Below are 22,645 nucleotides of genomic sequence, written 5' to 3' on the forward strand. Positions count from 1 at the left end.
CGGGCGTCCACCGGATGAAGCATGAGTGAACTCAGCGCCTCCGGGCTGGCATCTGGCGCAGCGGCGGCACACAGTGGGAGTCGGTGCCTGTCGCCTCCGACGCCGGCGGCTGTGCGAGTATGCGCGAGCACCTGCAAGGCCGCCCGGAAGGTTGTGTCTGTGACTGCGAAGCCCCGTCCCGTGCTGACGTCGCCCCCCAGCGGCGGTGGCCGCCCCGCGACGCGCCGGGCGGTCGCCGGGCTGGCCGCGGGGATCCTCGCCGCGGGCGTGCTCGGCGGGACCGCCGCCAGCGGCCTCCCCGGCACCTCGGGCGACGGCGCTCTCGACGGGACGGCGCTCGCGGCCGCCGCCCCCCGCGCGGACGCCCCGCTGTCGATCGGCCGCGTGGGCGGGTCGCTGACCTCCACCCCGCAGACGCTCGACCAGATCTTCGCCCTCCTCGCGCGCGCCGAGCACGCCGCCCACGACAGCGGTCGGCAGATCACCCCGGCGATCAGCCAGGCGGCGGCCGAGCTCGGCATGCTGCTCACCACGTACCTCGCGCAGCAGGACCCCGCGGGGGCGGCCGCGCCGGCCCCGGAGGGCTTGGTCCTGGAGGAGCCGGTGCCCGGCCCGGCGGTGCTGGCGCCCGTCGCGCCCGCGACGCCGGACCCGGCTGAGCCCGGCGTCCCGGCCGAGCAGGCCGACCAGGCTCCGGTCGGCGCCGAGGGTGCGACGCAGACCGACCACGTCGTCGCCGAGGCCCCCGTCCCCGCGGATCCCGCCCAGCCCGACCCGGCGCCCGCGGACCTGCCCGACGCGGGCGAGACCCCGCCCGAGACGTCCGGCGCGCCCGTGCCGCCCCGGCCGAGGCCCCCGGCGTCGTCGCGCCGCAGGCGGACCTCGCGCCCGACCCCGCGCCCGCCGACGAGCCCGTCCCCGCGCCCGACCCCGCCACGTCCGCCGACGAGCAGCCGGAGGTCACCTTCGACGACGTCGTGCTCGCCGCGATGCGCCTGGCCACGCTGCTCGACTCCGAGGGCGCCTACCGCGTCGCCGTCCTCGCGGCGCCGCTCAGCCCCGGCGCCACGCCCCTGACGACGATGCTGCGCGACGCCGTCGCGCAGTACGGGACCAGCACCGCCGGGTACGCGAACGGCCGCATCCCGGCCGACGTGCTGTGCCCGCTCCCGTTCGCCCCCGGCCACCGGCTGCGCTGCGACGCCGCCGCCCAGCTCGTCGCCCTGGACGCGGCGTTCGAGGCACGCTTCGGGCGCCCGATCCCGATGACCGACTCGTACCGCACGTTCGAGACGCAGGTCGCCCTGAAGATCCAGAAGCCGCACCTGGCCGCGACGCCGGGCAACTCGATGCACGGCTGGGGGCTGGCCGTCGACCTCTCCGCCCCATCAGCTCCGGGACGTCGCCGGAGTACCTGTGGCTGCGGCTCAACGGCCCGGAGTACGGCTGGGACAACCCCTCCTGGGCGCGCCTCGACGGCGCGAAGCCGGAGCCGTGGCACTTCGAGTTCTTCGCCGGCGGCCCGATCCCGAACCGCGCGCTGTCGCCCGCCGACGTCGCGCTGTTCCGCGCGGCCAGCGCCGCGCCGGGCGGCCAGACGTCCGCGACGACGCCGGGTGCGGTCCCGACGACGCCGGCCGACCCGACGCAGCCGGTCGCCGACCCGACGCAGCCGGCGGACGTGCCGACCCCGGCCGACCCGTCCGCGACCCCGTCGCCCGCGCCGAGCGAGTCCCCGACGCCGGGAGAGACGCCGACGCCGGACGAGACGCCGGCCGACCCGGCACCGAGCACCACCCCGGACCCGGCCCCGACCGAGGACCCGGCACCGACGCCCGCACCGACGCCCAGCGACGACCCGGCGCCGTCGCCCACGGAGAACCCGACGCCGTCGCCCACGCTGGACCCGTCGCCCAGCACGACGCCCGACCCGACCCCGTCGCCGACGCCCGACCCGACGCCCGCCCCGTCTCCGGAACCGTCCGGCACCCCCGCGCCGACCCCCGCCCCGTCGCCGTCCCCGGAGCCCGCGGTGACCCCGGAGCCGACGACGACGCCGTCCCCCGCCACGTCTCAGGACCCCGACCCCGAGGGCGACCCCGGCGTCGACCCGGCCTCGTCTCAGGCGCCGGCGGACCCGTCGGCGGACCCCGCGTCCTGAGGACGGCGGGCGGCGCCCGCTCCGACTGAGGGCGACACCACGCCCTTCGACCCTGGACGTGACCGCCGGGAAGAGGGAATAGTCGGTTCGACGCAGGGCGACCGCCGGCGCGAGCCGGCGACGGGCGGAAGCGGAGACATGGACCTCGAGCAGACGGAGCAGCGCACGGCGACGGGTTCCGGCATCGCGTGCCGGACCACCGCGGAGGGCACCCTCGTGACCCTCTGGGGCGAGGTCGACGCCGCGCTGCGCGAGGCCGCGAGCGAGGTCATGGCGATGCTCGCCGTGCACTCGGGGGCGTCCCGGTGGTCATCGAGGCCAAGGACGTCACGTTCATCGACTCCTCCGGCGTGGCCTTCATCCTCCAGGTCTACGTGCTGGGCCAGGAGACGGGCACGCCCGTGAGCCTGCGCGACCCGTCCGACGCGGTCACCGAGGTGCTCGACATGGTCGGCATCGGCGGGCGCATCCCCGTGGTCCACGAGTCGGGCGACGAGTCCTGAACGGCGAGAAGAGGCGGTCCGCGGCGGCGTTCCTCGTCGCGCTGCTGCTGCTGGCGGTCGTCGCCGTCGGCGCCGACCGCGGCGCGGCGTGGGCCACGAGCCGCAGCGTGGCGACGGCGGTGCGGCTCGGCGGGACCGGTGTCGTGGACGCGGACGTGCAGATCCACGGGTTCCCGTTCCTCACGCAGCTCGCCGCCGGCAGCCTGGAGCACGTGTCGGGGTCGCTCGCGGCGGGGTCGTTCGGCGGGTACGCGGTGACCGACGTGACGGTCGACGCCCGCGGCGTCTCGCCGCGGTCGCCGTGGCGGACGAGCGAGGCGCGTGCCACGGGCGTTGTGGCGTTCGACACGCTCGCCCGGACCGCGTCCGACCGCCTGGACACCGAGGTGACGGTCGGCGCCGCGCCCGGCGAGCCCGGCGCGCTGACGCTCGGCCTGCCCGTCACGGTGCTCGGCGCGACCGTCGACGTCCGGGCCGTCGTGGTGCCCGACGTCGTCGACGGGGCGCTCGCGGTGCAGGTCAGGACGGTGTCGCTGGGTGGCCTCGACGTCCCCGTCGGTGCGCTCCCCGGCGGTCTGGGGGACGCCCTGGGTGGGCTCAGGATCCCCCTGGACCTGCCCGCCGGCGTCACGCTGACCGGCGTGGACGGCGAGCCGGACGGGGTGCGGCTGACGATCGAGGCGCGCGACGTGAGCCTGGGTGACCTGGCCCGGTAGACGTCGCGTGCATACTTATGCATACCGCAGCGAAGTCACCCATTACGGAGCACCACACATGCGTCAGCGTCCCGTCCTCGTCCTCGCGACCGCCCTGACGGCGGCCCTCTCCCTCGGCGCCTGCACCTCTGCGTCCCAGGACCTGGGCGGCAGCGCCCCGAGCGCCACGCCCACCGCCGTGACGAAGGACGCGGCGATCGCCGCGCTCGTCCCGGCCGCCGTCGCCGCGGACGGCAGGCTGACCGTCGGCGCCGACCTGTCGTACGCCCCGCTGGAGTTCGTCGACGCCGACGGCAAGACCCCCGTGGGCCTCGACGTCGACATCGCCACCGCCGTCGCGAACCTCATGGGCCTGGAGGTCGACATCCAGTCGGCCCAGTTCGACTCGATCATCCCCGCGATCGGCACGCGCTACGAGGTGGGCATCTCGGCGTTCACGATCACGCCCGAGCGCCTCGACGCCGTGACGATGGTCAGCTACTTCAGCGCCGGCTCGCAGCTCGCCGTCCAGGCCGGCAACCCCGCCGGCGTCAACCCCGACGACCTGTGCGGGATGACCGTCGGCGTCCAGACGGGCACCGTCCAGCAGACCGAGCTCGAGGAGCTCAGCGCCGCCTGCGCCACGCCCATCCAGATCCTCCCGTACGACTCGCAGGCCACCGTCACCACGAACCTCGTGGGCGGCAAGCTGCAGGCCATGTACGCGGACTCGCCCATCACCGCCTACGCCGTCGAGCAGGCCGGCGGCGCCCTCGAGACGCTCGGCGAGATCCGGGACGCCGCGCCCTACGGCGTCGTCGTCGCGAAGGACGACGCCGCGCTCGCCGAGGCCGTCCGCGCCGCGCTCCAGCAGCTCATGGACGACGGCACCCTCGCCGCCATCGCCGCGCACTGGGGCAACGAGCAGGGCGCCCTGACGACGGCGGAGATCAACCCCGCGCTCTGACCTCGCGCCTCGGCGCGGGTAACGATCTGTGCACGGGGGTTTCAGTCCTCGCGCACGGAGCGACACACTAGGTCGGATCGCGCCTCGCCCGAAGCCGCGCCGACCTCGACCACGGACCCCACCAGCCACACGGAGCCCTTCATGCGTACTCGTCCCGCCCTCTCGGTCGCGTTCGTCGCCGCAGCGACCTTCGCCCTCGGAGCCTGCTCGTCCGCCTCGCAGGAAGGCGGCGACGGTGGCAGCACCGGCGGCGGCTTCGACCTCGCGAGCATCGTCAAGAACGACGAGATCGCCGCGCTCGTCCCGGACGCCATCGCCGCGGACGGCAAGCTGACCGTCGGGTCCGACCTGACGTACGCCCCCGCGGAGTTCGTCGGCACCGACGGCAAGACCGCCGTCGGCTTCGACATCGACATCATCACGGCCGTCGCGCAGCTCATGGGCCTGGAGGTCGACGTCCAGTCCTCCGCCTTCGACGCGATCATCCCCAGCATCGGCACGCGCTACGAGGTGGGCATCTCCTCGTTCACCATCAACGCCGACCGCCTCCAGACCGTGAACATGGTCAGCTACTTCGACGCCGGCTCGCTGTTCGCCGTCGCGAAGGGCAACCCGGACGGCATCGACCCGCAGAACCTGTGCGGCGTCACCGTCGGCGTCCAGACGGGCACCGTGCAGCAGGAGGCCCTCGAGGCCGCCCAGGCGGCGTGCGGGGACGACACGATCGACGTCCTGCCGTTCGAGTCGCAGGCCGACGTCACCACCAACCTCGTGGAGGGCCGCGTCCAGGTCATGTACGCGGACTCGCCGATCACCGCCTACGCCGTCGAGCAGGCCGGCGGCGACATCGAGACCCTCGGCGAGATCCACGACTCCGCGCCGTACGGCATCGTCGTCGCGAAGGACGACACCGACCTCGCCGAGGCCGTCCGCGCCGCGCTCCAGCAGCTCATGGACGACGGCGACCTCAAGGCGATCGCCGCGGTGTGGGGCCAGGCCGACGGCGTGCTGAGCACGTCGGAGGTCAACCCCAGCGTCGGCTGACCTGCCCTCCCGCGGAGCGCCGCCGCCCGGTCAGGGCGGCGGCGCTCCGCGGGCTTCACGCGTCTCCAGGGGCCAGGTTCCTCCGTCTGCGCCAGGATCCGGCATCCTTGGGGGTGTGGCCCCGAACCCCGCCGGGCGGTCGAGGCCGACCCACGCTCGTCCCAGAAGGAGCGCCCATGAGCGACCCGATCCCTGACCGCCTCCACGCGCGGCCCGTGCCGCGCCCCGGGCGGGTGGTGGGCGCCGTGGTGGTGCTCGTGCTCGCCGCGATGGCCGTCAACGGCCTGGTCACCAACGACACGTTCCGGTGGGACACCGTCTGGCTGTACGTGCGGGACATCGTCGTGGTCCGCGGGATCGGCTGGACGCTGGTGCTGACCTTCGGGTCGATGGCGCTCGCCATCGTCATGGCGATCCTGCTCGCCGTGATGCGGCGCTCCGACAACCCGGTGATGCGCGGCGTGAGCTGGTTCTACATCTGGTTCTTCCGCGGCACGCCCGTCTACGTGCAGCTCGTGTTCTGGGGCCTGCTCTCGGTGCTCTACCCGCGGCTCTCGCTCGGCATCCCGTTCGGGCCCGAGCTCGTGTCCTTCGACACGAAGGCCGTCGTCACGGCCTTCTGGGCGGCCCTGCTCGGCCTCGCGTTCAACGAGGCTGCGTACCTCGCCGAGATCGTCCGGGCCGGCCTGACGTCGGTCGACCCCGGCCAGGCCGAGGCCGCCAAGGCGCTCGGCATGAAGGACTCGACGATCTTGCGGCGCGTCGTGCTCCCGCAGGCCATGCGCGTCATCGTGCCGCCGACGGGCAACGAGACGATCTCCATGCTCAAGACGACGTCGCTCGTGGTCGCGGTGCCGTTCACGCTCGACCTGTTCTACGCGACCGACGCCATCGGCAACCGGCTCTTCCAGCCGATCCCGCTGCTGGTCATCGCGTCGATCTGGTACCTGGTCATCACGTCGGTCCTCATGGTCGGCCAGTCGTACCTCGAGAAGTACTACGGCCGCGGCTTCGGCACGGAGGCCCGACGCCGGCGCCGCGGGCCGGGCGGACGCCCCACCAAGCAGCAGGCCATCCAGGCCGCAGGCACCACCACGGTCGACCCCTTCCTGGACGTGACGCCATGACGACGACTCCTGACCTGATGGTCGAGCTGACCGGTATCCACAAGGAGTTCGGCCACGGCCACTCCGCGGTGCACGTGCTGCGCGGCGTGGACCTCACAGTCCCGCGCGGCTCGGTGACCGTGATCCTGGGCCCGTCGGGCTCCGGCAAGTCGACGCTGCTGCGCTGCGTCAACGAGCTCGAGGACATCACGGCCGGCTCCGTCGTCGTCGACGGCGAGCGCATGGGCTACCGGCTCGACGAGAAGGGCGTGCTGCACCGCCTGCACCCCAAGGTGGTGGCCCGCCAGCGTCGCCGCATCGGCATGGTGTTCCAGCGGTTCCACCTGTTCCCGCACATGACGGCCACCGAGAACGTCATGGAGGCGCCCGTCCAGGTGCGCGGGCTCTCGCGGTCCGACGCGCGCACGCAGGCGCTGGCGCTCCTGGAGCGCGTGGGGCTCAGCGACCGGGCGAACCACTACCCGGCCCAGCTCTCCGGCGGCCAGCAGCAGCGCGTGGCCATCGCCCGCGCCCTCGCGATGGACCCCGAGCTCATGCTCTTCGACGAGCCGACCTCGGCCCTCGACCCCGAGCTCGTGGGCGAGGTGCTGGCGGTCATGAAGGACCTGGCGGCGTCGGGCATGACGATGATCGTGGTCACCCACGAGATCGGCTTCGCCCGCGAGGTCGCCGACGAGGTCGTGTTCATGGACCAGGGCGTCGTCGTCGAGCAGGGCCCGCCGAGCGCCGTGCTCGACAACCCGCAGAACGCGCGCACCCGGGACTTCCTCTCCCACGTCCTCTAGGACGGCCGGGGCGGCTGTCGGGCGTGCGGAGCCTCGTGGAACCTGCGGGCCCCCTGCTGCGTCCTAGGGGTGTGAGCCACACCACCTCCCGCCGGGCGCGCCGATGACAGGCGTCGCCACGGGGACCCTGCCCGTCGTGGTCGCCGGGGCCGACGAGAGCGCCGTCGGACGCTTCACGGCGTTCGCCCAGGCCAGCACGCCCAGCCTGTTCCGCCTCGCGTACCTGCTGTGCGGCGACGAGCACCGCGCCCACGACCTGGTGCAGCTCGCCCTCGAGCGGACCTACCGCGCGTGGGGGAGGGTCGGCGACGGCAACCCGTACGCGTACGCGCGCCGCGTCATCGCCACCGCGCGCGTCGACGCGTGGCGCCGCACGCGCTCGGAGGTGCTCGCCCCGCACTCCCACCTCTCCGACGACGCCGTCCGTGGCCTCACGCTGCCCGACGGCACCGTGCCCGACGCCGCGGCGAGCGTCGCCGAGCGGGACCGGGTGCTGCGGGCGCTCCTCGCGCTGCCGGTCAAGCAGCGCCGCGTGGTGCTGCTGCGCTACCTGCTCGACCGCTCCGAGGCCGAGACGGCCGCCGAGCTCGGCATCGCGGTCGGCACAGTGAAGTCGACGAGCTCGCGCGCCCTGCAGCAGCTGCGCACGCTGCTGACCCCCGCCGACGTACCCCCGAAGGAGGACCTGCGGTGACCACGGACCACGCGCCCCTCGGCCCGGCGGGCCACCTGGGCGGAGCGAGCAAGGAGGAGGACGCCCTCGTCCGCCTCCTGCGGGCGGTCGAGGACGACGGCCTGCCCCCGCTCCCGACGGCGCCGCGATGGCCCGGGCCGCGGTGCGGCGCGTGCGGGCGCGGCGGGCGGTGCTCGGCACGACCGGGGTGCTCGCGACGGGGGCGCTCGCGCTCACGCTGACCCTGGCGCCGTGGGTCGGCCGCCCGGGGCCGGTCGGCCCCGGGACGGACGCGACGACGTCGGCGTCGCCGACCGCGTCCGCCTCGACGGACCCCGCGCCGACGGGTGTGGCCGGCACGCCGTCGTCGGCGGACCCCGCGCCGCGCCACCTGCCGACGGGCGGCAGCGAGCTGCCCGAGCTCCCGGGCCTCCGGCACGGTGCCGTGCCCGTCTCGCACTCCGAGTACCACCTGCGGGGCGGCTTGACCTACACGCTGCCGCCGGGCGGCTGGGAGATCGTGGCGGGTGACGGGAGCGACGCGTCGTTCCTCGACGGGTCGACCTGGGACGTCTCCCCGATCACCCAGGAGCCGCCCGGGGCGGTCTACCCCGACGACTGGACGCCCGCCCCCATGGCGGGGTCCGGGGCGCGCATCGACGCCTACCCGGCCGAGGACGCGGTGTCGTGGCAGGTGCCCGCGCGGGACTCGGGCGCCTGGACGGCCGACGTCCCGGGCGCCGACCTCGTGGTCGTCACCCGCGGGCCGTCCCAGGCTCCGGGACGCGAGGTGTGGACGGTCAGGGTGCGCGCGGGCGACGCGGGCTGGCTCTTCACGCTCGACTTCACCGCCGACGACGTCGGCGCGGGCCTCGCGGCGGACTTCGTGGGCAACCTGTGGGTCGCCGTCGACGACCGGGCCCCGGCGTGGTTCGAGCCGACCTACGAGGACGTGACCCTCGACGGGCTCGCCCACGGCGTCACGCCCGCGGGCTGGCGGGAGGTCACCGCGGGCGACCTGACCTTCGCGGTGCCCGCCGGCTGGACCGGGGGACCGACCGAACCCGGCGAGGGGAGCCTGGCCGAGGAGGTCGTCCAGCTCGACGGGCCGGTCGCGGCGGCGGGCTTCCAGGTCGCCGACGGCAGCACCGTCGACCTGCACTGGCGGGTGCTGGCCCAGTACTGGGGCAAGGGCGGCTCGTTGTGGGACGCCGACCCGCGGGCGCAGGCGCTCGACGTGCCCGGGGCGGACCTCGCGCAGGCGACGTCCTCCGCCGGGCCGTTCTGGGGCGACGAGACGATCTCCTCCTACGGCTCCACGATCGTGGTCCACGCGGCGCACCGCGGCGGCCGCCTGTCGCTCACCATCGACGTCCCGCACGACGACGCGGGCCTCGCCACGCTGCGCGGCATCGTCGGGTCGATGCGGTTCCGCTGATGCCCGCCCGGCCCGCGCGACCGGCCCGGGCGACCGGGGCGCCCGCCGTGCCGCTAGCCTGTGCCCGGACGAGGAGGCCGGTGTGCGGCGCTGGGTGACGGTGTGGGTCGGGGTCGTCGTCGGGCTGCTCGTGGTCTGGGGCGTGGTGGCCGTGCTGGCCTACGCCATGACCACGCACGACGACGGTCCCGCGAGCGCCGCGGTGCTGCGCACCGCGGCGCCCGCGGACGAGTCGCACGTCACCGCCGTCGTGTCCCAGGCGCCCGGTGGCGGCGTCCGCCCGGCGCCCCGCGCCGTCGAGCCGGCAGGTGGCACCGCCGTCGTGCCCGAGGGCTGGAGCGTCGAGGAGGTCGCGGGCCTGTCGCTCGCCGTCCCGCCCGCCTGGGACCACGACGACACGCCCTGGCCCGCGGTGGACCACGGCGCGCCCGCGGACGGCTGGCGCAGCCTGGCCGACCTGGTCGGGCCGGGCAAGCTCCCCGCGCAGCTGGCCGTCACGGCCCTGCCGGCCTCGTGGGACGACGCCACCGGCGGCTGGTCCGACGAGCACGCCGTGGCCGTCCCGGGTGCGCGGCAGGCGTCGCTCGCGACGACGGAGCGGTCGACGGGCAGCGGTGGGACGTTGCTGGAGGCGCGCGTCGTGGTCCGGAAGACGGTCGGCGGTCCCGCCCAGGTCGTGGACCTGCGCCTGCCGCCCGCGTCGTCCGGTGGCCGGGCCCTGCTCGACCAGATCCTCGCGTCCCTGAGCCTCCGGTGACGGCCCGCGCGCAGGCCGCCCCTGCGTGCGGGTCGTCCTGCGCGCGGGCAGCGGCGTCGCGGGAGCGGTGCTGGGCCCTGCGCCGTCACGCGGGACGGGCGCCGTCAGTCGCAGGCGTAGTTGTTGTCGTCGAGGTCGAGCAGGCGGGAGTAGCCGGGGTCGCCGCGCTTGATCGGCGTCGCGACGCCGGCCGCGCGCAGGTCGTCGCACGTCTGGAAGCCGCCGTGCTTGGTGCCGCCCGTGCCTTGCGCGGGCTGCTGCGCGTTCTGCTGGTTCTGCTGCTGGGCCTGCTGAGCCTGCTGGTCGAGCTGGGTCTGGCGGGACGCCTGGTCCGCCTCCTTCTGCGCGACCGCGGACTCGCGCGCCGTGAGGTCCGCCTCGCGGTCGTCGAGCGCCTTCGTGTCGGACTCGAGGTCGGCACGCTGCGCCTGGAGGTCGGCGAGCTCTGCCGCCGCCTTCTCCTGGGCGCGTGACGCGTCCAGGGCGGCCTGGCTGGCGTCCGTGGCCTGAGCCAGCGACACGATGACGCCGACGATGACGCCGAGCGCGAAGCATGCGACCGCCACCATCGGGACGAGGTACCGGGGCCTGCGGCGGGCCCGCGACGGCGCGGCACCTGACGGGGCGGCCGACGACGGCGCGGCTGTCGACGCGGGGACGCCGCCGTCGCGCAGGTGGCCGAGCGGGCCGTCGGGCAGCGGGATGGCCGCACCCTCGCGGGCGACCGAGCGGGTGCGCGGCTGGCTCGCCGCCGGGGCGCCCGGACCGGTCGGCGGGGCGGGTGGGGCCGCGACCGTGCCGAGGTGGAGGGTCTCGTGCAGCTGCTCGTGAGGTACGGGGGCGTCCTCGATCCAGTACTCCCAGCCGGCGGGTGCCACGGGCCAGGCCGGGTCGGGCGACCAGCCCGGTTCGGGCCGGAACCCGGCGGGGACCTGCCAGCCGGGCGGGGGGTTGAAACGCGCTGCCATCGGTGCTCCTCCAGTCGTGGCGGCGCCCACTATGACGGATTTCCACCCATCGGGTCCAGACGCCCAGGTCGCAGCGTCGTCGCCCGTCACGCGCCGGGCTGGCGCCACGCCCCGAGACGTGCCGAACACGCGGGCGCGCAGGGACGCGCTGAAGCCCGGGTCAGGCCGAAGCCCCCGGGCACGCCGAAGGCCGGCCGTCCCGTGGGGACGACCGGCCTTCGATGCGATCTTCGTGGTCCGCGGAGTCAGCCCGCGTCCCGCTCGAGGATCAGAGCGCGCGGATGTTCTCCGCCTGCAGACCCTTGGGGCCCTGCGCGGTGTCGAACTCGACGCGCTGACCCTCCTCGAGGGTGCGGTAGCCGTTGGTCTGAATGGCCGAGTAGTGCGCGAAGACGTCCTGCGAGCCGTCCTCGGGGGCGATGAAGCCGTAGCCCTTCTCCGCGTTGAACCACTTCACGGTTCCGGTAGCCATGTCTTGCTCTCCTTCAAGAGTGACGACCTCGAACGTCGAGGTCGCTCATCACGGTGTTCGTCGTCAACTCTTGGTAGAACAAGGTTCGCGTCGGGCCTGGCACATCTTCTGCCTGACCGTCAGCGCAGGACGGGAACCGTCCGGACAACTGAGGCACTGCAACGAGGTAGAACGCTACGCGACGGATCCCGGCGGCGCTACCCCATCGCGGGGTACGGCACCGAGTTGATCCCTGGGTGTGGTCACAGTTGCGTCACGACCGGGCGCGTTGTGACGCACGGGGTCCGCGCGCGTCACACGAGGCGTCGTCGCGGGTGCCTCCACCAGGCCTGCGCGCGGGGGCGTGGCGCGTAGCCTGACCGGGTGTCCGAGCCCCTCGCCCCCGTGACAGCGACCCCCGTGACAGCGACCCCCGTGACAGCCGCCCTGGTGACGCCGCGCCGCCCCGTCGAGCGCACCCACCACGGCGACGTCGTCGTCGACGACTACGAGTGGCTGCGGGACGCCGACGACCCCGCCGTCGTCGCGCACCTGGAGGCGCAGGACGCATGGACGCGAGCGCGGCTCGCGCACCTGGAGCCGCTCCGCGAGCGGCTCTTCACGGAGATCAAGGACCGCACGCTGGAGACCGACCTGTCGGTCCCCGTGCGGCTCGGCGACCACTGGTACTACGCGCGCACCGTGGAGGGCAGCCAGTACGCGATCCACGCGCGCGTCCCGGCCGCGCCGGACGCGTGGACGCCGCCCACGCTGGAGCCGGGCGTCACGCCCGACCCGGGGAGCCGGGGTCCGGGCGGGGGCGACGAGCAGGTGCTGCTCGACGAGAACGCGCTGGCCGAGGGACACGAGTTCTTCGCGCTCGGCGGCACGGAGGTGTCCGCGGACGGGCGGCTGCTCGCCTACCAGGTCGACGTGCAGGGCGACGAGCGGTACGTGCTGCGGTTCCGCGACCTCGCCACGGGCGAGGACCTGCCCGACGTCGTCGAGGAGACGTCGCCCGGGGTGGCGCTGACGCCCGGCCCGGGGTCGCCGGGCTCCGCCGCGGGCGGCTACGTCTTCTACACGACCGTCGACGACGCGTGGCGGCCGCACCGCGTGTGGCGGCACCAGCTCGGCACGCCCGCGGCCGACGACGTGCTGCTGCTCGAGGAGCCCGACGAGCGGTTCTGGGTGGGCGTGGGGCTCACGCGGTCGCGGCGGTTCGTGCAGGTGGAGCTCGCGTCGAAGCTGACGACCGAGGTGTGGCTGGTCCCGGCCGACGCGCCGACGTCGGAGCCCGTGGTCGTGTGGCCGCGTCGCGAGGGCGTCGAGTACAGCGTCGAGGACGCCGGCGACCAGCTGCTCGTGCTGCACAACGACGGCGCGGAGAACTTCGAGCTCGTCTCGGTGACCGTGCCGGACGACCTGCGTGCGCCGGGCGCGTTCGACGCGGCGGGGGCCGACGTCGTCGTGCCGCACGACCCGGCGGTGCGGCTGGAGGGGGTGGACGCGTTCGCCAGTCACCTCGTGCTGAGCTACCGCCGCGACGCGACACCACGGGTCGCCGTGGCCGCGCGGGGTCCCGCGGCTCCGCGCAGGATGACGGGGACGGGTTCGCGGGCGGCGTCGGCGGGGCTCTCCTGGCGGGAGGTCTCCACCGGGGAGGCGCTCGAGGGGGTGCAGCTCGACGCCTCGCCCATGGTCGACCAGCCCGTCGTGCGCGTCGTCGTCGAGTCGTTCGTCACGCCCCGGACCGTCTACGACGTCGTGCTCGCGACGGGCGAGCTGCTCCTGCGCAAGCGGCAGCCGGTCCTGGGCGGCTACGACCCGGCCGGCTTCGAGCAGCGCCGCGACTGGGCGACGGCGCCCGACGGGACGCGCGTCCCGGTGTCGCTGGTGTGGAAGCGCGACCCGGCGCTGCCTGCGGGCCCCGCGCGGCCCGCTCCCGTGCTGCTGTACGGGTACGGGTCGTACGAGTACTCGCTCGACCCCTGGTTCTCCGTGCCCCGGCTCTCGCTGCTGGACCGTGGCGTCGTGTTCGCCGTCGCGCACGTGCGCGGCGGCGGCGAGCTCGGCCGCGGGTGGTACGACGACGGGAAGCTGCTCGCGAAGCGCAACACGTTCACGGACTTCGTCGCCGTCGCGCAGCACCTTGTGGACACCGGGTGGACGACGCCGCAGCGGCTCGCAGCCGAGGGCGGGTCCGCCGGCGGGCTGCTCGTGGGCGCGGTCGCGAACCTCGCGCCGCAGCTCTTCGCCGGGATCCATGCGGCGGTGCCGTTCGTGGACCCGCTGACGTCGATCCTCGACCCCTCGCTGCCGCTGACCGTCACCGAGTGGGAGGAGTGGGGCAACCCGCTCGACGACCCGGACGTCTACGCGTACATGAAGGGCTACTCGCCGTACGAGAACGTGCCCGACGACGCCTCCGCGTACCCGCCGATCCTCGCGACGACGTCGCTGCACGACACGCGCGTGCTCTATGTCGAGCCCGCCAAGTGGGTGGCGCGGCTGCGCGCCGCGGGGGCGCCGGCGCTGCTGCGCATCGAGATGTCCGCAGGGCACGGGGGCGTGTCCGGGCGGTACTCGCGCTGGCGGCAGATCGCGGAGGAGAACGCCTGGCTGCTGGACGTGCTCGGGGCGACGGAGGCTACGCGCCCCGGTCGGTGACCTCTTCGAGCGCCTGGCGCAGCAGCGTGCGGTCGTGGGCCGCGCCGAGGTCGTCCTGGCGTCTCGCGAGGCGGGCCGCCGTGTCGGCGGCTCGGGCGGCCTTGCGGCCGGTGCCGCGCGCGAGGACCTCGGCGGCGTAGCGCGCGCGGCGCACGGCCTTGCGCACCGAGTGCTCGGCCGTGTCGAGCGAGGCGCCGGGGCTGCCCGCGGCCAGGTCCGCCAGGCGCCGGTCGCGGCGCTCGACGCGTCGCCGGGACCGGCGCAGCCCGCGGGGCAGCTCGTCCTTCCACGACCGTCCGGCCCTGCGGGTGAGCGGCGGGTGCGCCGCCGTCGCCGCGAGGTCGGCGGTGAGGCGGGCGTGCTCGGCCGTCCCGAGGTGCGCGACCGCGGCGGCGCGGGCGGCGTCCCAGCGAGCCGTCCACGCGGCCCGCGCCGCCGTGCGCGTCGCCTCGGGCACGGCGTCGTCGTCGAGCATCCCGAGGACGACCTCCAGGTCCCGCGCCTCGCCGAGGAGGCGGCCCCACGCCTGGAGCCGGTCGCGCAGGTCGGCGGCGACGTCGGCGTCCACGAGCCGGGGGAACTCGCCGAGGTCGGCGCGCAGGCGGCGGAGCGTCACGCGTGCGTCGTGCACGGCGTCGGGGCCCCCTGCGAGGAGGTCCGCCTCGGCGGCGGCGAGCGCCGCGACGTGGTCGCGGAGCGCGGCGGAGAGGAGGTCGGACGCGCGGGTGCCCATGCCCCGTCGTACCACGGTGCAGACGGCGGGGCCGACCACGGCGCCGACGGCGGGGCAGGACCGGCGCGGACCGCGTCGCACCGAACGGGTGAAACCTGAGACCCCGTGTCACGGGTCCGGGGAAGGCCTCTCTTGTCGAGGCATGTGGCCGGGAGAACGGCCGCGACAGCACCCCATCCGAGAGAGGCACCACCATGAGCACCGCCACCTCACGCACGGTCGAGACGACCTCGACCACCCGCGAGAGCAACCCGGCCCCGACCTTCGGCGGCCGCCTCGACAACCCCGCTCGGGGAGCGTCCGGCTCGCCGCGCACCCTGACCTCGCGGGCCCCGTTCGTCGAACGGCTCGCCCTCGCGCTCGACGTCGCCGTCGGCCGCCTCGCCCGGTTCCTCACACGCTGGTCCGTCCCGGCCCTGCGCGTGTCACTCGGCCTGGTGTTCCTGGGCTTCGGGGCGCTCAAGGCGATCCCCGGTGCGAGCCCCGCCGCCGACATCGCCGCCCGCACCATCGACGCCCTCACCCTCGGGCTGGTCCACGGCGACGCGGCCGTCTACCTCACGGCCGTCCTCGAGATGTTCATCGGCGTGACCCTCCTGACCGGCAGGCTCCTCAAGACCGGCCTGGTCGTCCTCGCGGGCGCGTTCGTCGGGATCCTCTCGCCGACCGTCCTGTTCGCCGACGAGCTGTTCGGCCACGGCATGACCCTGCTCGGCCAGTACGTGCTCAAGGACGTCGTGCTCGTCGCGGGAGCCGCCGTCGTCGCGGCCGCCGCGCTCGGCTCGCGCCTGCGCCAGCAGTGACGGCCCACCCCAGCGGCCCGCCTCCGTCACCGACGGAGGCGGGCCGCGTCGCGTCTCAGCCCTTCGCCGCGACGACGCGGCGCGCGGCGGCGTCGACCTTCGCGGCGAACGCCGGGTCGGCCTGCGCCTTCGCGACCAGGGCGTCGAGCATGGCGTTCGCTGTCGACGGGTCGGCGCTCGCGAGCACGACGTCGACGCCCGCCTCGACCGCGAGGACCGCGCGGTCGCCCGGCGACCACGCCTGGACCTGCGCCGCGTGGGACACGTCGTCCGTGACGACGACGCCGTCGAACCCCAGCGTGCCGCGCAGGAGGCCGACGACGGTGGGCGAGAACGCCGCGGGCAGCGTCGGGTCGATGCGGTCGTAGACCGCCGTCGACATCATGACCCAGGGGCGCGGGCCGTCCCCCCGCGACGCCGCGGCGACGACGTCGCGGAACACGCCGACCGACGCGTCGTCGGCGGTGGTGACGCTGTCGTGGACGCCGGCCGTCGTGTCGGTGTTCTGCGTGACGCGGCCCAGGCCCGGGAAGTGCTTGACCGTGGGCACGACGCCGGCGGCGCGCATCCCGGCGGCGAACGCCCCGGCCCCGGCGACCACCGACTCCGGCGTGCTGCCGTAGTTGCGCCCGTAGCGGCCGATGGGGGCGTTGCCCGTGCCGAGCTCGGGCGGGACGAGGTCGGCCACGGGGGCGAGGTCGACGTCGACGCCGGCGGCGCGCAGCTCGGTGCCCCAGGTCGTGGCCTGGGCGGCGAGGTCGGGGAGCGTGACCTGCTGCGTCGCGGGCGGGGCGGCGGTGAAGCCGGGGCCCTGGAGCACCCGGACCTGACCGCCCTCCTGGTCGGTGGCCACGAGCAGCCGCACCGGGTCGTGGCTCATGGCCCGGAAGGCGTCGACCAGGTTGAGGACGTTCTGCACCGGGGCCTGCGAGCGGCCCGCGAGGAACACGCCGCCGACGTGCCGGTCGCGCACCAGCGCGGCGGTCGTGTCGCGCGAACCCCGGACGGGCAGGCCCACCATGAGGAGCTGGCCGACCTTCTGCTCCAGCGTCCAGCCCGCGAGGGGGTCGGCGGGCGGAGGCGGCGGGGAGGCGTCGGCGTGGGGGTCGGGGACGGCGTGGGGGCCGGCGACGGAGACGGCGGGGGTGTCGGGCTCGTCGTCGTCGGGCGCGCCGACGGGGACGACACCGGGGACGAGGACGCGACCGGCGGAGTGGGCGCCGGCGACGGCGCACCGCCTCCGGTGCACGCCGCGAGCAGCCCGACGAGCAGCCCCGTGAGGGCGAAGCCCACCGCCGCCACCGCCAGGGTGGCGGCGCGCGCCGGGCGGGTCCCGCCGGGGGACATCAGCTCCTGCGCCTCCGGTCGGAGTGCGCGAGCGTGGACAGGGCCTGGGTCCACTGGTGCTCCGCGTTGCCGGCACGCTCCGCGGACTGGATGTTCTGCTGCACCACCTCGATGCGCGTGCCGCCGTCGACGGCCTGGAGCGTGATGGCGATGTCGTGGTAGTTGCCCGGCACGTCCTCGAGGCCGGACAGCGGCGAGAAGTGCGTGAAGTGCATGAGGCGCGGGCGCTCGAACGCGAGCACCGTGCCGTGGTCGGCGAACTGGCGGCCGAAGAAGTGGCCCTCGAACGTCACCGGGCTCCCGACCTGGAAGTCGGTCTCGATGTTGGCGCCCAGCATCCAGCGGGCGCCCGGGTGCAGGAGCTCGGCCCACACACGCTCGGGCGGCTCGGCGACGAAGGTCGAGGCGGTCACGGTGTGCCGGGCGTCGGTGCTCATGGGGTCGAACCTAACGCGGCGCGGGTCCGCCGTCGAAGCGGGTCGCGGGTGGCTCGCAGGGTGGTCGCGGCCGCCGGGGACGGTGCGCGACGCCGGTCGTCCTGGATGCTTCCCGGACGACCGCTGCGGGGCGCCCGGGCGTCGCGCGGTCAGGCGGCGGTCGCTGCCCGCAGCGCCGCCAGGAACGCGTCCACGTCGGCCGGCGTCGTCGCCCAGCTGCACATCCAGCGGACCTCGACGCGGTCCAGGGTCTCGCCGTCGGCCCAGTCGTAGAAGCGCGTCCGCTCGCGCAGGCGGTCGGCGGCGGCGCGGGGGAGCGTCGCGAAGACGGCGTTGGACTGCGTGGGCCGCGTGACGCGGACGACGTCGCCGCCGAGGGCCTCGACGCCCGCGCGCAGGCGCTGCGCCGCGGCGTTCGCGGCGGACGCGTTGCGGTGCCACAGCGGCTCGTCGCCGTCCAGCATCGCGAGCAGCTGCGCGGAGACGTACCGGGCCTTGGAGGCGAGCTGCATCGTCGACTTGCGCAGGAACGGCACCGCCGCGGCGGCCGCCCGCCGGGCGTCGGCCGCGCCGGGCGTCGGGGCGTCGTCGGGCCCCAGGACGACGACCGCCTCGCCGAGCAGGCCGCCGTTCTTCGCGGCGCCGAGCGAGACGACGTCGACGCCGACGTCGGTGGTGAGCGCGCGCAGCCCGACGCCGAGGTGCGCGGCGGCGTTGGCGAGCCGCGAGCCGTCCACGTGGACGGCCAGGCCCATGCCGTGCGCGACCTCGACCAGGGCGGTGAGCTCCTCGACGTCGTAGACCGTGCCGAGCTCCGTGGCCTGCGTGAGCGTGAGCACCTGCGGCTGCGCGCGGTGCACGTCGCCGAGCTCCCCGAACCACGCCGCGACGTCGAGCGGCTCGATCTTGCCGTCCACCGCCGGGCGCGTGAGCAGCTTGAGGCCGCCGACGCGCTCCGGCGCCCCGTTCTCGTCCGTGTGCGCGTGCGCGACGTCGGAGGCGACGACGCCCGCCCAGCGCGACGTCGTCGCCATGAGGCTGACGACGTTCGCGCCCGTGCCGTTGAGCACGGGGAACGCGGTGGCTCCGGCGCCGAAGACGTCACGCACGCGGTCGGCGAGGCGGGCCGTCCACGCGTCGTCGCCGTAGGCGACGGCGTAGCCCTCGTTCGCCGCGGCGATGGCGGCGAGGACCTCGGGGTGCGTGGGGGCGTAGTTGTCGGAGCCGAAGGGAGGCAGCACGGGGTCAGGGTATGCCGGTCCGCGACGGCCGACGGCGGGCGCGGCCCGCACGGCCGCCGACCCGCGACGCAGCCCGCAGGGCCGCCGACCCGCGACGCGGCCCCGTGCGGGCTACGCCTTGCGGGCCTGCACGACGGCCACCGGAACCCGACCGCGCATCGCCGTGCCCGCCTGCTCGGTCACGCCCACGAGGCCGGCGCCCTCGAGCAGCCGCGCGACGCCGTGGTCGAGGTTGTCGGCGACGTACGCCAGGCCGGCCTGCTTGCGGGCGAACCAGCCGCCGCCCGCGCCGCCGTGCCGCCGCCCGTGCCCGTGCCCGTGCCCGTGTCCATGTCCGTGGTCGTCAACACCGTGCCCCGCGTGCTCCCCGTCGTCGGGCTGGGCGAAGTCCAGGATCGTGACCCGGCCGCCCGGGCGCAGGACGCGCAGGATCTCCGCCGCCATCGCCTCCTTCTGGTCGGTGGGGACGTGGTGCAGCGCGAACGAGCTGATGACGTGGTCGACGCCGGCGTCGTCGGCGGGCAGGTGGTCGGCGTAGCCGCGCACGAGCGTGACCCCGACGCGGCGGCGGCGCGCCTTGCGCGCGGCGCGGTCCAGGGCGCCGCGGTCCGGGTCGAGGCCCGTGACGACGCCGCCGGCCGCGGCGGCGCGCAGGGCGAGGTTGCCCGTGCCGCAGCCGATCTCGAGAACACGGTCGCCGGACGCGATCCCGGCGGTCCGCACGAGCGCGTCGAGGTGCGCGCCGACGCCCGCGAGCGCGGTCATGAGGTCGTAGCTCCACAGGAGGCTCGCCTTGCCGGAGCCGGGGAGGAACGCGCGGTCGCCCACGGCCGCGTCGTCGACGATCCTGACCTGGGTGGTGTCGCTCATGATGGTTCCTCCGTGATGGTGGGTAGGACCAGCCTGCGGCCCGCGCCGCGGGCCGGGCAGGACGGAAGTCGGTGAGGATGGCACGTTCGTCGGCCGGTGCCGGGTCGCTGCGCCCGCGGCTGCCCGGGTCGCGCGCCCGCCTGCGCGCCGTGCGCGCCGACGGCACGCCCGTCTACCGGTTCGACGGCGTCCCCGGCGTGCCACCCGTCGCCGTCGTCCGGTTCGGCGGCACGCCCCACGAGGACGGCGAGCTGCCCGAGCACCGCCACGCGCACGACTTCCACGTGCTCATCTATGTCGAGGCGGGCGACGGCGAGGCGGGCGGCGGCGAGGCGGGCGGCGGCGAGGCGGGCGGCGGCGAGGCGGGCGGCGGGGCCGGTGGCGACCTGCGGATCGACGGCGTCGTCCAGCCGCTGCGCGCGGGCGAGGCGATCACGGTGCCGCCGGGTCACGTCGTCGGCGTCGGGCGGCACCAGCCCGACGGGTCGCGGGCGTGGGCCGTGTCGTTCCTGCCCGACGCCGTGCCGGCGCTCGCGGGCGTGCCGCCCGTGGCCTGGGCCGGCCACCCGCTGCTCGCGGCGTTCGACGACGTGCGCCGCGTCGTCGTGCCGCCGGAGCGCGGCGCGGCGTGGGTGGGGCTGCTCGCCGAGCTTCACGCCGAGACGACGGACCCGTCGCGGCCCGGGGCCGACGCCGCCGCGCGGGCCGTGCTGACGCGCCTGCTCGTGGACCTCGCACGGCTCGCTCCCGCGGGGGCCGCGGGGCCCGGTGGCGGGTCGGGCGTCGCGGACCCGCTCGTGCAGCGCGTGCTCGCCGTCGTCGAGGCCCGGTTCGCGGAGCCCGTGTCGACGGGGTCGGTGGCGCGCGAGCTCGGGTACACGGCCGGGCACCTGACCACGGTGATGCGCGAGCGGACGGGCCGGACGGTGCTCGACTGGCTCACCGAGCGGCGCATGGCCGAGGCGCGGCGGCTGCTCGCGGAGACGGACCTGCCGCTGGGCGTGATCGCCGCGCGGACCGGGTTCCGGGATGCGGCCTACCTGACCCGGCGGTTCCGCGCCTGGCACGGGACGACGCCCCTGGCGTGGCGGCGGGGTGCGACGAGCGGCTGAGCGTCCGGGGGCGGGCCTGCCGTCCGGGCGCCGTGCGCCGATAGCGTTCGCCCATGCGCTGGGTGCGGTGGGTCTTCGTCCTGTATCTCGCGGCCGTGCTGGGCCTGACCCTGTGGCCGTCGCTCGACCAGACGTCGGTGCCCGGGTGGGCGACCTCGACGGTCGCCGCCCTGGCCCGCATCGGCATCCACACGTCGGTGGCCGCTCTCGAGGCGCTCTCGAACCTCGTGATGTTCCTGCCGTTCGGCGTGCTGGGCGTCGTGCTGCTGGCGTACGCCCGCCGGGCGTGGTCCTTGGGTGCCGTCCTCGGGGCCGTCGCGCTGGCGGGGTTCGTCTTCTCGGGCGCCATCGAGACGACGCAGCTCCTGATCCCCGGGCGGGTCTCGACGCTCCAGGACGTGCTGCTCAACGGCGGCGGCGGGCTGCTGGGGGCGTGCGTCGCTGCGGTCCTCGTGGCGCGGTTCGCGCGAACCGGCATGCGCGACTAGCAATAGTGTGTGACACACAGTAAGGTGTGTCGCATGAACCCGGATCACGCACAGCATCTGCAGGAGCTGCGGCGCGGCACCGTCGTGCTCGCGTGCCTGATCCGGCTCCGCACGCCCGGCTACGGGTACGCGCTGCTCGAGACGCTCACTGCCGACGGCCTCGACGTCGACGCCAACACGCTCTACCCGCTGCTGCGCCGGCTCGAGAAGCAGGGCCTGGTGACCAGCGAGTGGAACACCGACGAGGCCAGGCCGCGCAAGTTCTACACGACGTCGTCGGCGGGCACCGAGCTCGCCGCCGTCCTCACCGCCGACTGGGACCAGCTGGACGCCGCCCTGCGCCGGCTGCGGGAAGGAGCCTGAGATGACGAACCGGACGGACCTCACCGCGCGCTACCTGGACGCGGCCGCGGCCCAGGTGCGCGAGCCGCAGCGCGACGCGCTGCGGCGCGAGCTCGCCGAGCGCATCGCCGACACGGTCGACGCGCGCGTCGCCGCCGGCGCGGCGCCCGCTGACGCCGAGTACGCGACGCTCGCCGCACTCGGCCACCCCGCCGCGCTCGCGGCCGACTACCTGGACCGGCCCCTCCAGCTCATCGGGCCGCGCTACTACCTGCTGTGGCGCCGGCTCGTGCGCGTCGTCGTGCCGATCGCGGGCGTCGTCGCCGCGGTGGGCAGCGCCGTCGGCGCCGTGACCGAGGGGCTCGGCGCCGCGCAGGTCATCGGCGCGGGGATCGGCACCGGCGTGCAGATCGCGGTGTACGTGGCCGCGGGCATCACGTTCGTGCTCGCCGTCATGGAGCGCAACGTCCCCGCCAAGGACCTCGACCCGTCCGCCGGCTGGCGGCCCGAGCAGCTCCCCGAGGTCCAGACGCCGTCGGCGCGCACGGTGCGCAACGACCAGATCGGCGACGTCGTCTGGCTCGCGATCCTCGGCGCGCTCGTCTTCTTCGGGAACCAGCTCTCGTTCGTCCGGGGCGGCGACGCGCACACGCAGTTCCTCGACGCCGGCACGTGGTCGTGGCTGCGGTGGGCGCTGCTGGCGCTCGTCGTCGTCGAGCTCGTGCTGGTCCTCGTCTCGCTCGCCCGCAGGCGCTGGACCTGGTGGTTCGCGGGCGTCAACGCGACCGTCAACGCTGCGACGGTGGCCGTGCTCGTCCCGGTGCTGTCCACCGGGCGCCTGCTCGACCCCGGCGCGCTCACGTCCGCGGGCTGGGCCGACGGGCCGGAGCTGGTCGGCCCGGGCGGCACGCTGGCGACGGTCGCGGTCGTCGCCGTGGTGGTGCTGTGCGTGGCCGACGCGGTCAAGGGCTTCGTGCGGGCCGCCCGGCAGTCGGGGCGGTCCACACCCTGACCGCCCGGCGCCCGGCCGGCC

General features: G+C 75.6%; 24 protein-coding genes. 17 read left to right on the plus strand and 7 right to left on the minus strand.

What is annotated here, in order from left to right; translation table 11 throughout:
* Positions 1-159: 159 nt before the first annotated feature.
* From ET471_RS05700 to ET471_RS05750, 11 genes are all read left to right on the plus strand, one after another.
* Positions 160-1,077: a hypothetical protein gene (locus ET471_RS05700; protein WP_129186996.1), complete on the plus strand. Its 918-nt coding sequence runs from the start codon at positions 160-162 to the stop codon at positions 1,075-1,077.
* A 604-nt stretch (positions 1,078-1,681) separates the two neighbouring features.
* The gene (locus ET471_RS05705) at positions 1,682-2,161 is read left to right on the plus strand and encodes a hypothetical protein (protein WP_129186997.1); all 480 of its coding nucleotides are present in this window, start codon (positions 1,682-1,684) and stop codon (positions 2,159-2,161) included.
* A gap of 305 nt (positions 2,162-2,466) precedes the next feature.
* Entirely contained in the window at positions 2,467-2,664 is a 198-nt protein-coding gene (locus ET471_RS18425; protein WP_242496436.1) for an STAS domain-containing protein, read from the plus strand.
* A gap of 50 nt (positions 2,665-2,714) precedes the next feature.
* A complete protein-coding gene (locus ET471_RS05715; protein WP_280949934.1) occupies positions 2,715-3,380 on the plus strand; it encodes an LmeA family phospholipid-binding protein in 666 nt (221 codons plus the stop codon).
* A gap of 58 nt (positions 3,381-3,438) precedes the next feature.
* Positions 3,439-4,326: an ABC transporter substrate-binding protein gene (locus ET471_RS05720; protein WP_129186998.1), complete on the plus strand. Its 888-nt coding sequence runs from the start codon at positions 3,439-3,441 to the stop codon at positions 4,324-4,326.
* Positions 4,327-4,467: 141 nt separating this feature from the next.
* Positions 4,468-5,370, plus strand: a complete 903-nt coding sequence (locus ET471_RS05725; protein ID WP_129186999.1) for an ABC transporter substrate-binding protein — start codon at positions 4,468-4,470, stop codon at positions 5,368-5,370.
* 176 nt (positions 5,371-5,546) lie between these two features.
* Positions 5,547-6,497, plus strand: coding sequence for an amino acid ABC transporter permease (locus ET471_RS05730; RefSeq protein WP_129187000.1), 951 nt, complete (start codon positions 5,547-5,549; stop codon positions 6,495-6,497).
* On the plus strand, positions 6,494-7,282 hold the full coding sequence (locus ET471_RS05735) for an amino acid ABC transporter ATP-binding protein (protein ID WP_129187001.1): 789 nt from the start codon (positions 6,494-6,496) through the stop codon (positions 7,280-7,282). The genes ET471_RS05730 and ET471_RS05735 overlap by 4 nt, the downstream gene beginning before the upstream one ends.
* 103 nt (positions 7,283-7,385) lie before the next feature.
* The gene (locus tag ET471_RS05740) at positions 7,386-7,976 is read left to right on the plus strand and encodes a SigE family RNA polymerase sigma factor (RefSeq protein ID WP_129187002.1); all 591 of its coding nucleotides are present in this window, start codon (positions 7,386-7,388) and stop codon (positions 7,974-7,976) included.
* Positions 7,977-8,103: 127 nt separating this feature from the next.
* The gene (locus ET471_RS17910; RefSeq protein ID WP_165350413.1) at positions 8,104-9,393 is read left to right on the plus strand and encodes a hypothetical protein; all 1,290 of its coding nucleotides are present in this window, start codon (positions 8,104-8,106) and stop codon (positions 9,391-9,393) included.
* Positions 9,394-9,475: 82 nt separating this feature from the next.
* The gene (locus tag ET471_RS05750) at positions 9,476-10,150 is read left to right on the plus strand and encodes a hypothetical protein (protein WP_129187003.1); all 675 of its coding nucleotides are present in this window, start codon (positions 9,476-9,478) and stop codon (positions 10,148-10,150) included.
* Between the two features lie 104 nt (positions 10,151-10,254).
* Here ET471_RS05750 and ET471_RS05755 read toward each other — a convergent pair whose 3' ends face one another.
* On the minus strand, positions 10,255-11,118 hold the full coding sequence (locus ET471_RS05755; RefSeq protein ID WP_129187004.1) for an excalibur calcium-binding domain-containing protein: 864 nt from the start codon (positions 11,116-11,118) through the stop codon (positions 10,255-10,257).
* Between the two features lie 268 nt (positions 11,119-11,386).
* The gene (locus ET471_RS05760) at positions 11,387-11,590 is read right to left on the minus strand and encodes a cold-shock protein (protein WP_012876889.1); all 204 of its coding nucleotides are present in this window, start codon (positions 11,588-11,590) and stop codon (positions 11,387-11,389) included.
* 384 nt (positions 11,591-11,974) lie between these two features.
* Between ET471_RS05760 and ET471_RS05765 the strand changes: the two genes are divergently transcribed.
* Positions 11,975-14,239 (plus strand): S9 family peptidase, encoded by a 2,265-nt coding sequence (locus tag ET471_RS05765; RefSeq protein WP_129190748.1) that lies wholly within the window; start codon positions 11,975-11,977, stop codon positions 14,237-14,239.
* On the opposite strand, the gene ET471_RS05770 is transcribed toward ET471_RS05765, so the two are convergent.
* Positions 14,220-14,972, minus strand: a complete 753-nt coding sequence (locus ET471_RS05770; protein ID WP_129187005.1) for a CHAD domain-containing protein — start codon at positions 14,970-14,972, stop codon at positions 14,220-14,222. The genes ET471_RS05765 and ET471_RS05770 overlap by 20 nt on opposite strands.
* A 194-nt stretch (positions 14,973-15,166) precedes the next feature.
* Between ET471_RS05770 and ET471_RS05775 the strand changes: the two genes are divergently transcribed.
* Positions 15,167-15,775 (plus strand): Clp protease/crotonase-like domain-containing protein, encoded by a 609-nt coding sequence (locus ET471_RS05775; protein WP_207207337.1) that lies wholly within the window; start codon positions 15,167-15,169, stop codon positions 15,773-15,775.
* Positions 15,776-15,830: 55 nt separating this feature from the next.
* Here the strand turns inward: ET471_RS05775 and ET471_RS05780 are convergent, their stop codons facing one another.
* The 4 genes from ET471_RS05780 to ET471_RS05795 form a co-directional block, all read right to left on the minus strand.
* Positions 15,831-17,024 (minus strand): glycoside hydrolase family 3 N-terminal domain-containing protein, encoded by a 1,194-nt coding sequence (locus ET471_RS05780; RefSeq protein ID WP_242496437.1) that lies wholly within the window; start codon positions 17,022-17,024, stop codon positions 15,831-15,833.
* Between the two features lie 97 nt (positions 17,025-17,121).
* A complete protein-coding gene (locus ET471_RS05785) occupies positions 17,122-17,559 on the minus strand; it encodes an SRPBCC family protein (protein ID WP_129187006.1) in 438 nt (145 codons plus the stop codon).
* A gap of 149 nt (positions 17,560-17,708) precedes the next feature.
* Positions 17,709-18,797, minus strand: a complete 1,089-nt coding sequence (locus ET471_RS05790; protein ID WP_129190752.1) for a threonine aldolase family protein — start codon at positions 18,795-18,797, stop codon at positions 17,709-17,711.
* Positions 18,798-18,911: 114 nt separating this feature from the next.
* Positions 18,912-19,670, minus strand: coding sequence for a class I SAM-dependent methyltransferase (locus tag ET471_RS05795; RefSeq protein WP_129187007.1), 759 nt, complete (start codon positions 19,668-19,670; stop codon positions 18,912-18,914).
* Between the two features lie 77 nt (positions 19,671-19,747).
* Between ET471_RS05795 and ET471_RS05800 the strand changes: the two genes are divergently transcribed.
* Genes ET471_RS05800 through ET471_RS05815 form a run of 4 tightly spaced genes read left to right on the plus strand, consistent with a single transcriptional unit; the run spans position 19,748 to position 22,624 of the window.
* The gene (locus tag ET471_RS05800; RefSeq protein WP_129187008.1) at positions 19,748-20,782 is read left to right on the plus strand and encodes a helix-turn-helix transcriptional regulator; all 1,035 of its coding nucleotides are present in this window, start codon (positions 19,748-19,750) and stop codon (positions 20,780-20,782) included.
* A gap of 53 nt (positions 20,783-20,835) precedes the next feature.
* Positions 20,836-21,270, plus strand: a complete 435-nt coding sequence (locus tag ET471_RS05805; protein WP_129187009.1) for a VanZ family protein — start codon at positions 20,836-20,838, stop codon at positions 21,268-21,270.
* 33 nt (positions 21,271-21,303) lie between these two features.
* Positions 21,304-21,633, plus strand: a complete 330-nt coding sequence (locus ET471_RS05810) for a PadR family transcriptional regulator (protein WP_129187010.1) — start codon at positions 21,304-21,306, stop codon at positions 21,631-21,633.
* Between the two features lies 1 nt (position 21,634).
* The gene (locus ET471_RS05815; protein WP_129187011.1) at positions 21,635-22,624 is read left to right on the plus strand and encodes a hypothetical protein; all 990 of its coding nucleotides are present in this window, start codon (positions 21,635-21,637) and stop codon (positions 22,622-22,624) included.
* Positions 22,625-22,645: the final 21 nt, after the last annotated feature.

Source organism: Xylanimonas protaetiae (genome assembly GCF_004135385.1).
In the GTDB taxonomy this organism is placed as follows: Bacteria; Actinomycetota; Actinomycetes; order Actinomycetales; family Cellulomonadaceae; genus Xylanimonas; species Xylanimonas protaetiae.

Excerpts from the sequence above, each read along its gene's own strand:
- ET471_RS05815 (WP_129187011.1), top strand. The coding sequence starts at position 21,635 with ATGACGAACCGGACGGACCTCACCGCGCGCTACCTGGACGCGGCCGCG.
- ET471_RS05775 (WP_207207337.1), top strand. The coding sequence starts at position 15,167 with ATGAGCACCGCCACCTCACGCACGGTCGAGACGACCTCGACCACCCGC.
- ET471_RS05785 (WP_129187006.1), bottom strand. The coding sequence starts at position 17,559 with ATGAGCACCGACGCCCGGCACACCGTGACCGCCTCGACCTTCGTCGCC.
- ET471_RS05740 (WP_129187002.1), top strand. The coding sequence starts at position 7,386 with ATGACAGGCGTCGCCACGGGGACCCTGCCCGTCGTGGTCGCCGGGGCC.
- ET471_RS05755 (WP_129187004.1), bottom strand. The coding sequence starts at position 11,118 with ATGGCAGCGCGTTTCAACCCCCCGCCCGGCTGGCAGGTCCCCGCCGGG.
- ET471_RS05795 (WP_129187007.1), bottom strand. The coding sequence starts at position 19,670 with ATGAGCGACACCACCCAGGTCAGGATCGTCGACGACGCGGCCGTGGGC.
- ET471_RS05730 (WP_129187000.1), top strand. The coding sequence starts at position 5,547 with ATGAGCGACCCGATCCCTGACCGCCTCCACGCGCGGCCCGTGCCGCGC.
- ET471_RS05805 (WP_129187009.1), top strand. The coding sequence starts at position 20,836 with ATGCGCTGGGTGCGGTGGGTCTTCGTCCTGTATCTCGCGGCCGTGCTG.
- ET471_RS05800 (WP_129187008.1), top strand. The coding sequence starts at position 19,748 with ATGGCACGTTCGTCGGCCGGTGCCGGGTCGCTGCGCCCGCGGCTGCCC.
- ET471_RS05725 (WP_129186999.1), top strand. The coding sequence starts at position 4,468 with ATGCGTACTCGTCCCGCCCTCTCGGTCGCGTTCGTCGCCGCAGCGACC.
- ET471_RS05760 (WP_012876889.1), bottom strand. The coding sequence starts at position 11,590 with ATGGCTACCGGAACCGTGAAGTGGTTCAACGCGGAGAAGGGCTACGGC.
- ET471_RS05770 (WP_129187005.1), bottom strand. The coding sequence starts at position 14,972 with ATGGGCACCCGCGCGTCCGACCTCCTCTCCGCCGCGCTCCGCGACCAC.
- ET471_RS17910 (WP_165350413.1), top strand. The coding sequence starts at position 8,104 with ATGGCCCGGGCCGCGGTGCGGCGCGTGCGGGCGCGGCGGGCGGTGCTC.
- ET471_RS05810 (WP_129187010.1), top strand. The coding sequence starts at position 21,304 with ATGAACCCGGATCACGCACAGCATCTGCAGGAGCTGCGGCGCGGCACC.
- ET471_RS05720 (WP_129186998.1), top strand. The coding sequence starts at position 3,439 with ATGCGTCAGCGTCCCGTCCTCGTCCTCGCGACCGCCCTGACGGCGGCC.
- ET471_RS05735 (WP_129187001.1), top strand. The coding sequence starts at position 6,494 with ATGACGACGACTCCTGACCTGATGGTCGAGCTGACCGGTATCCACAAG.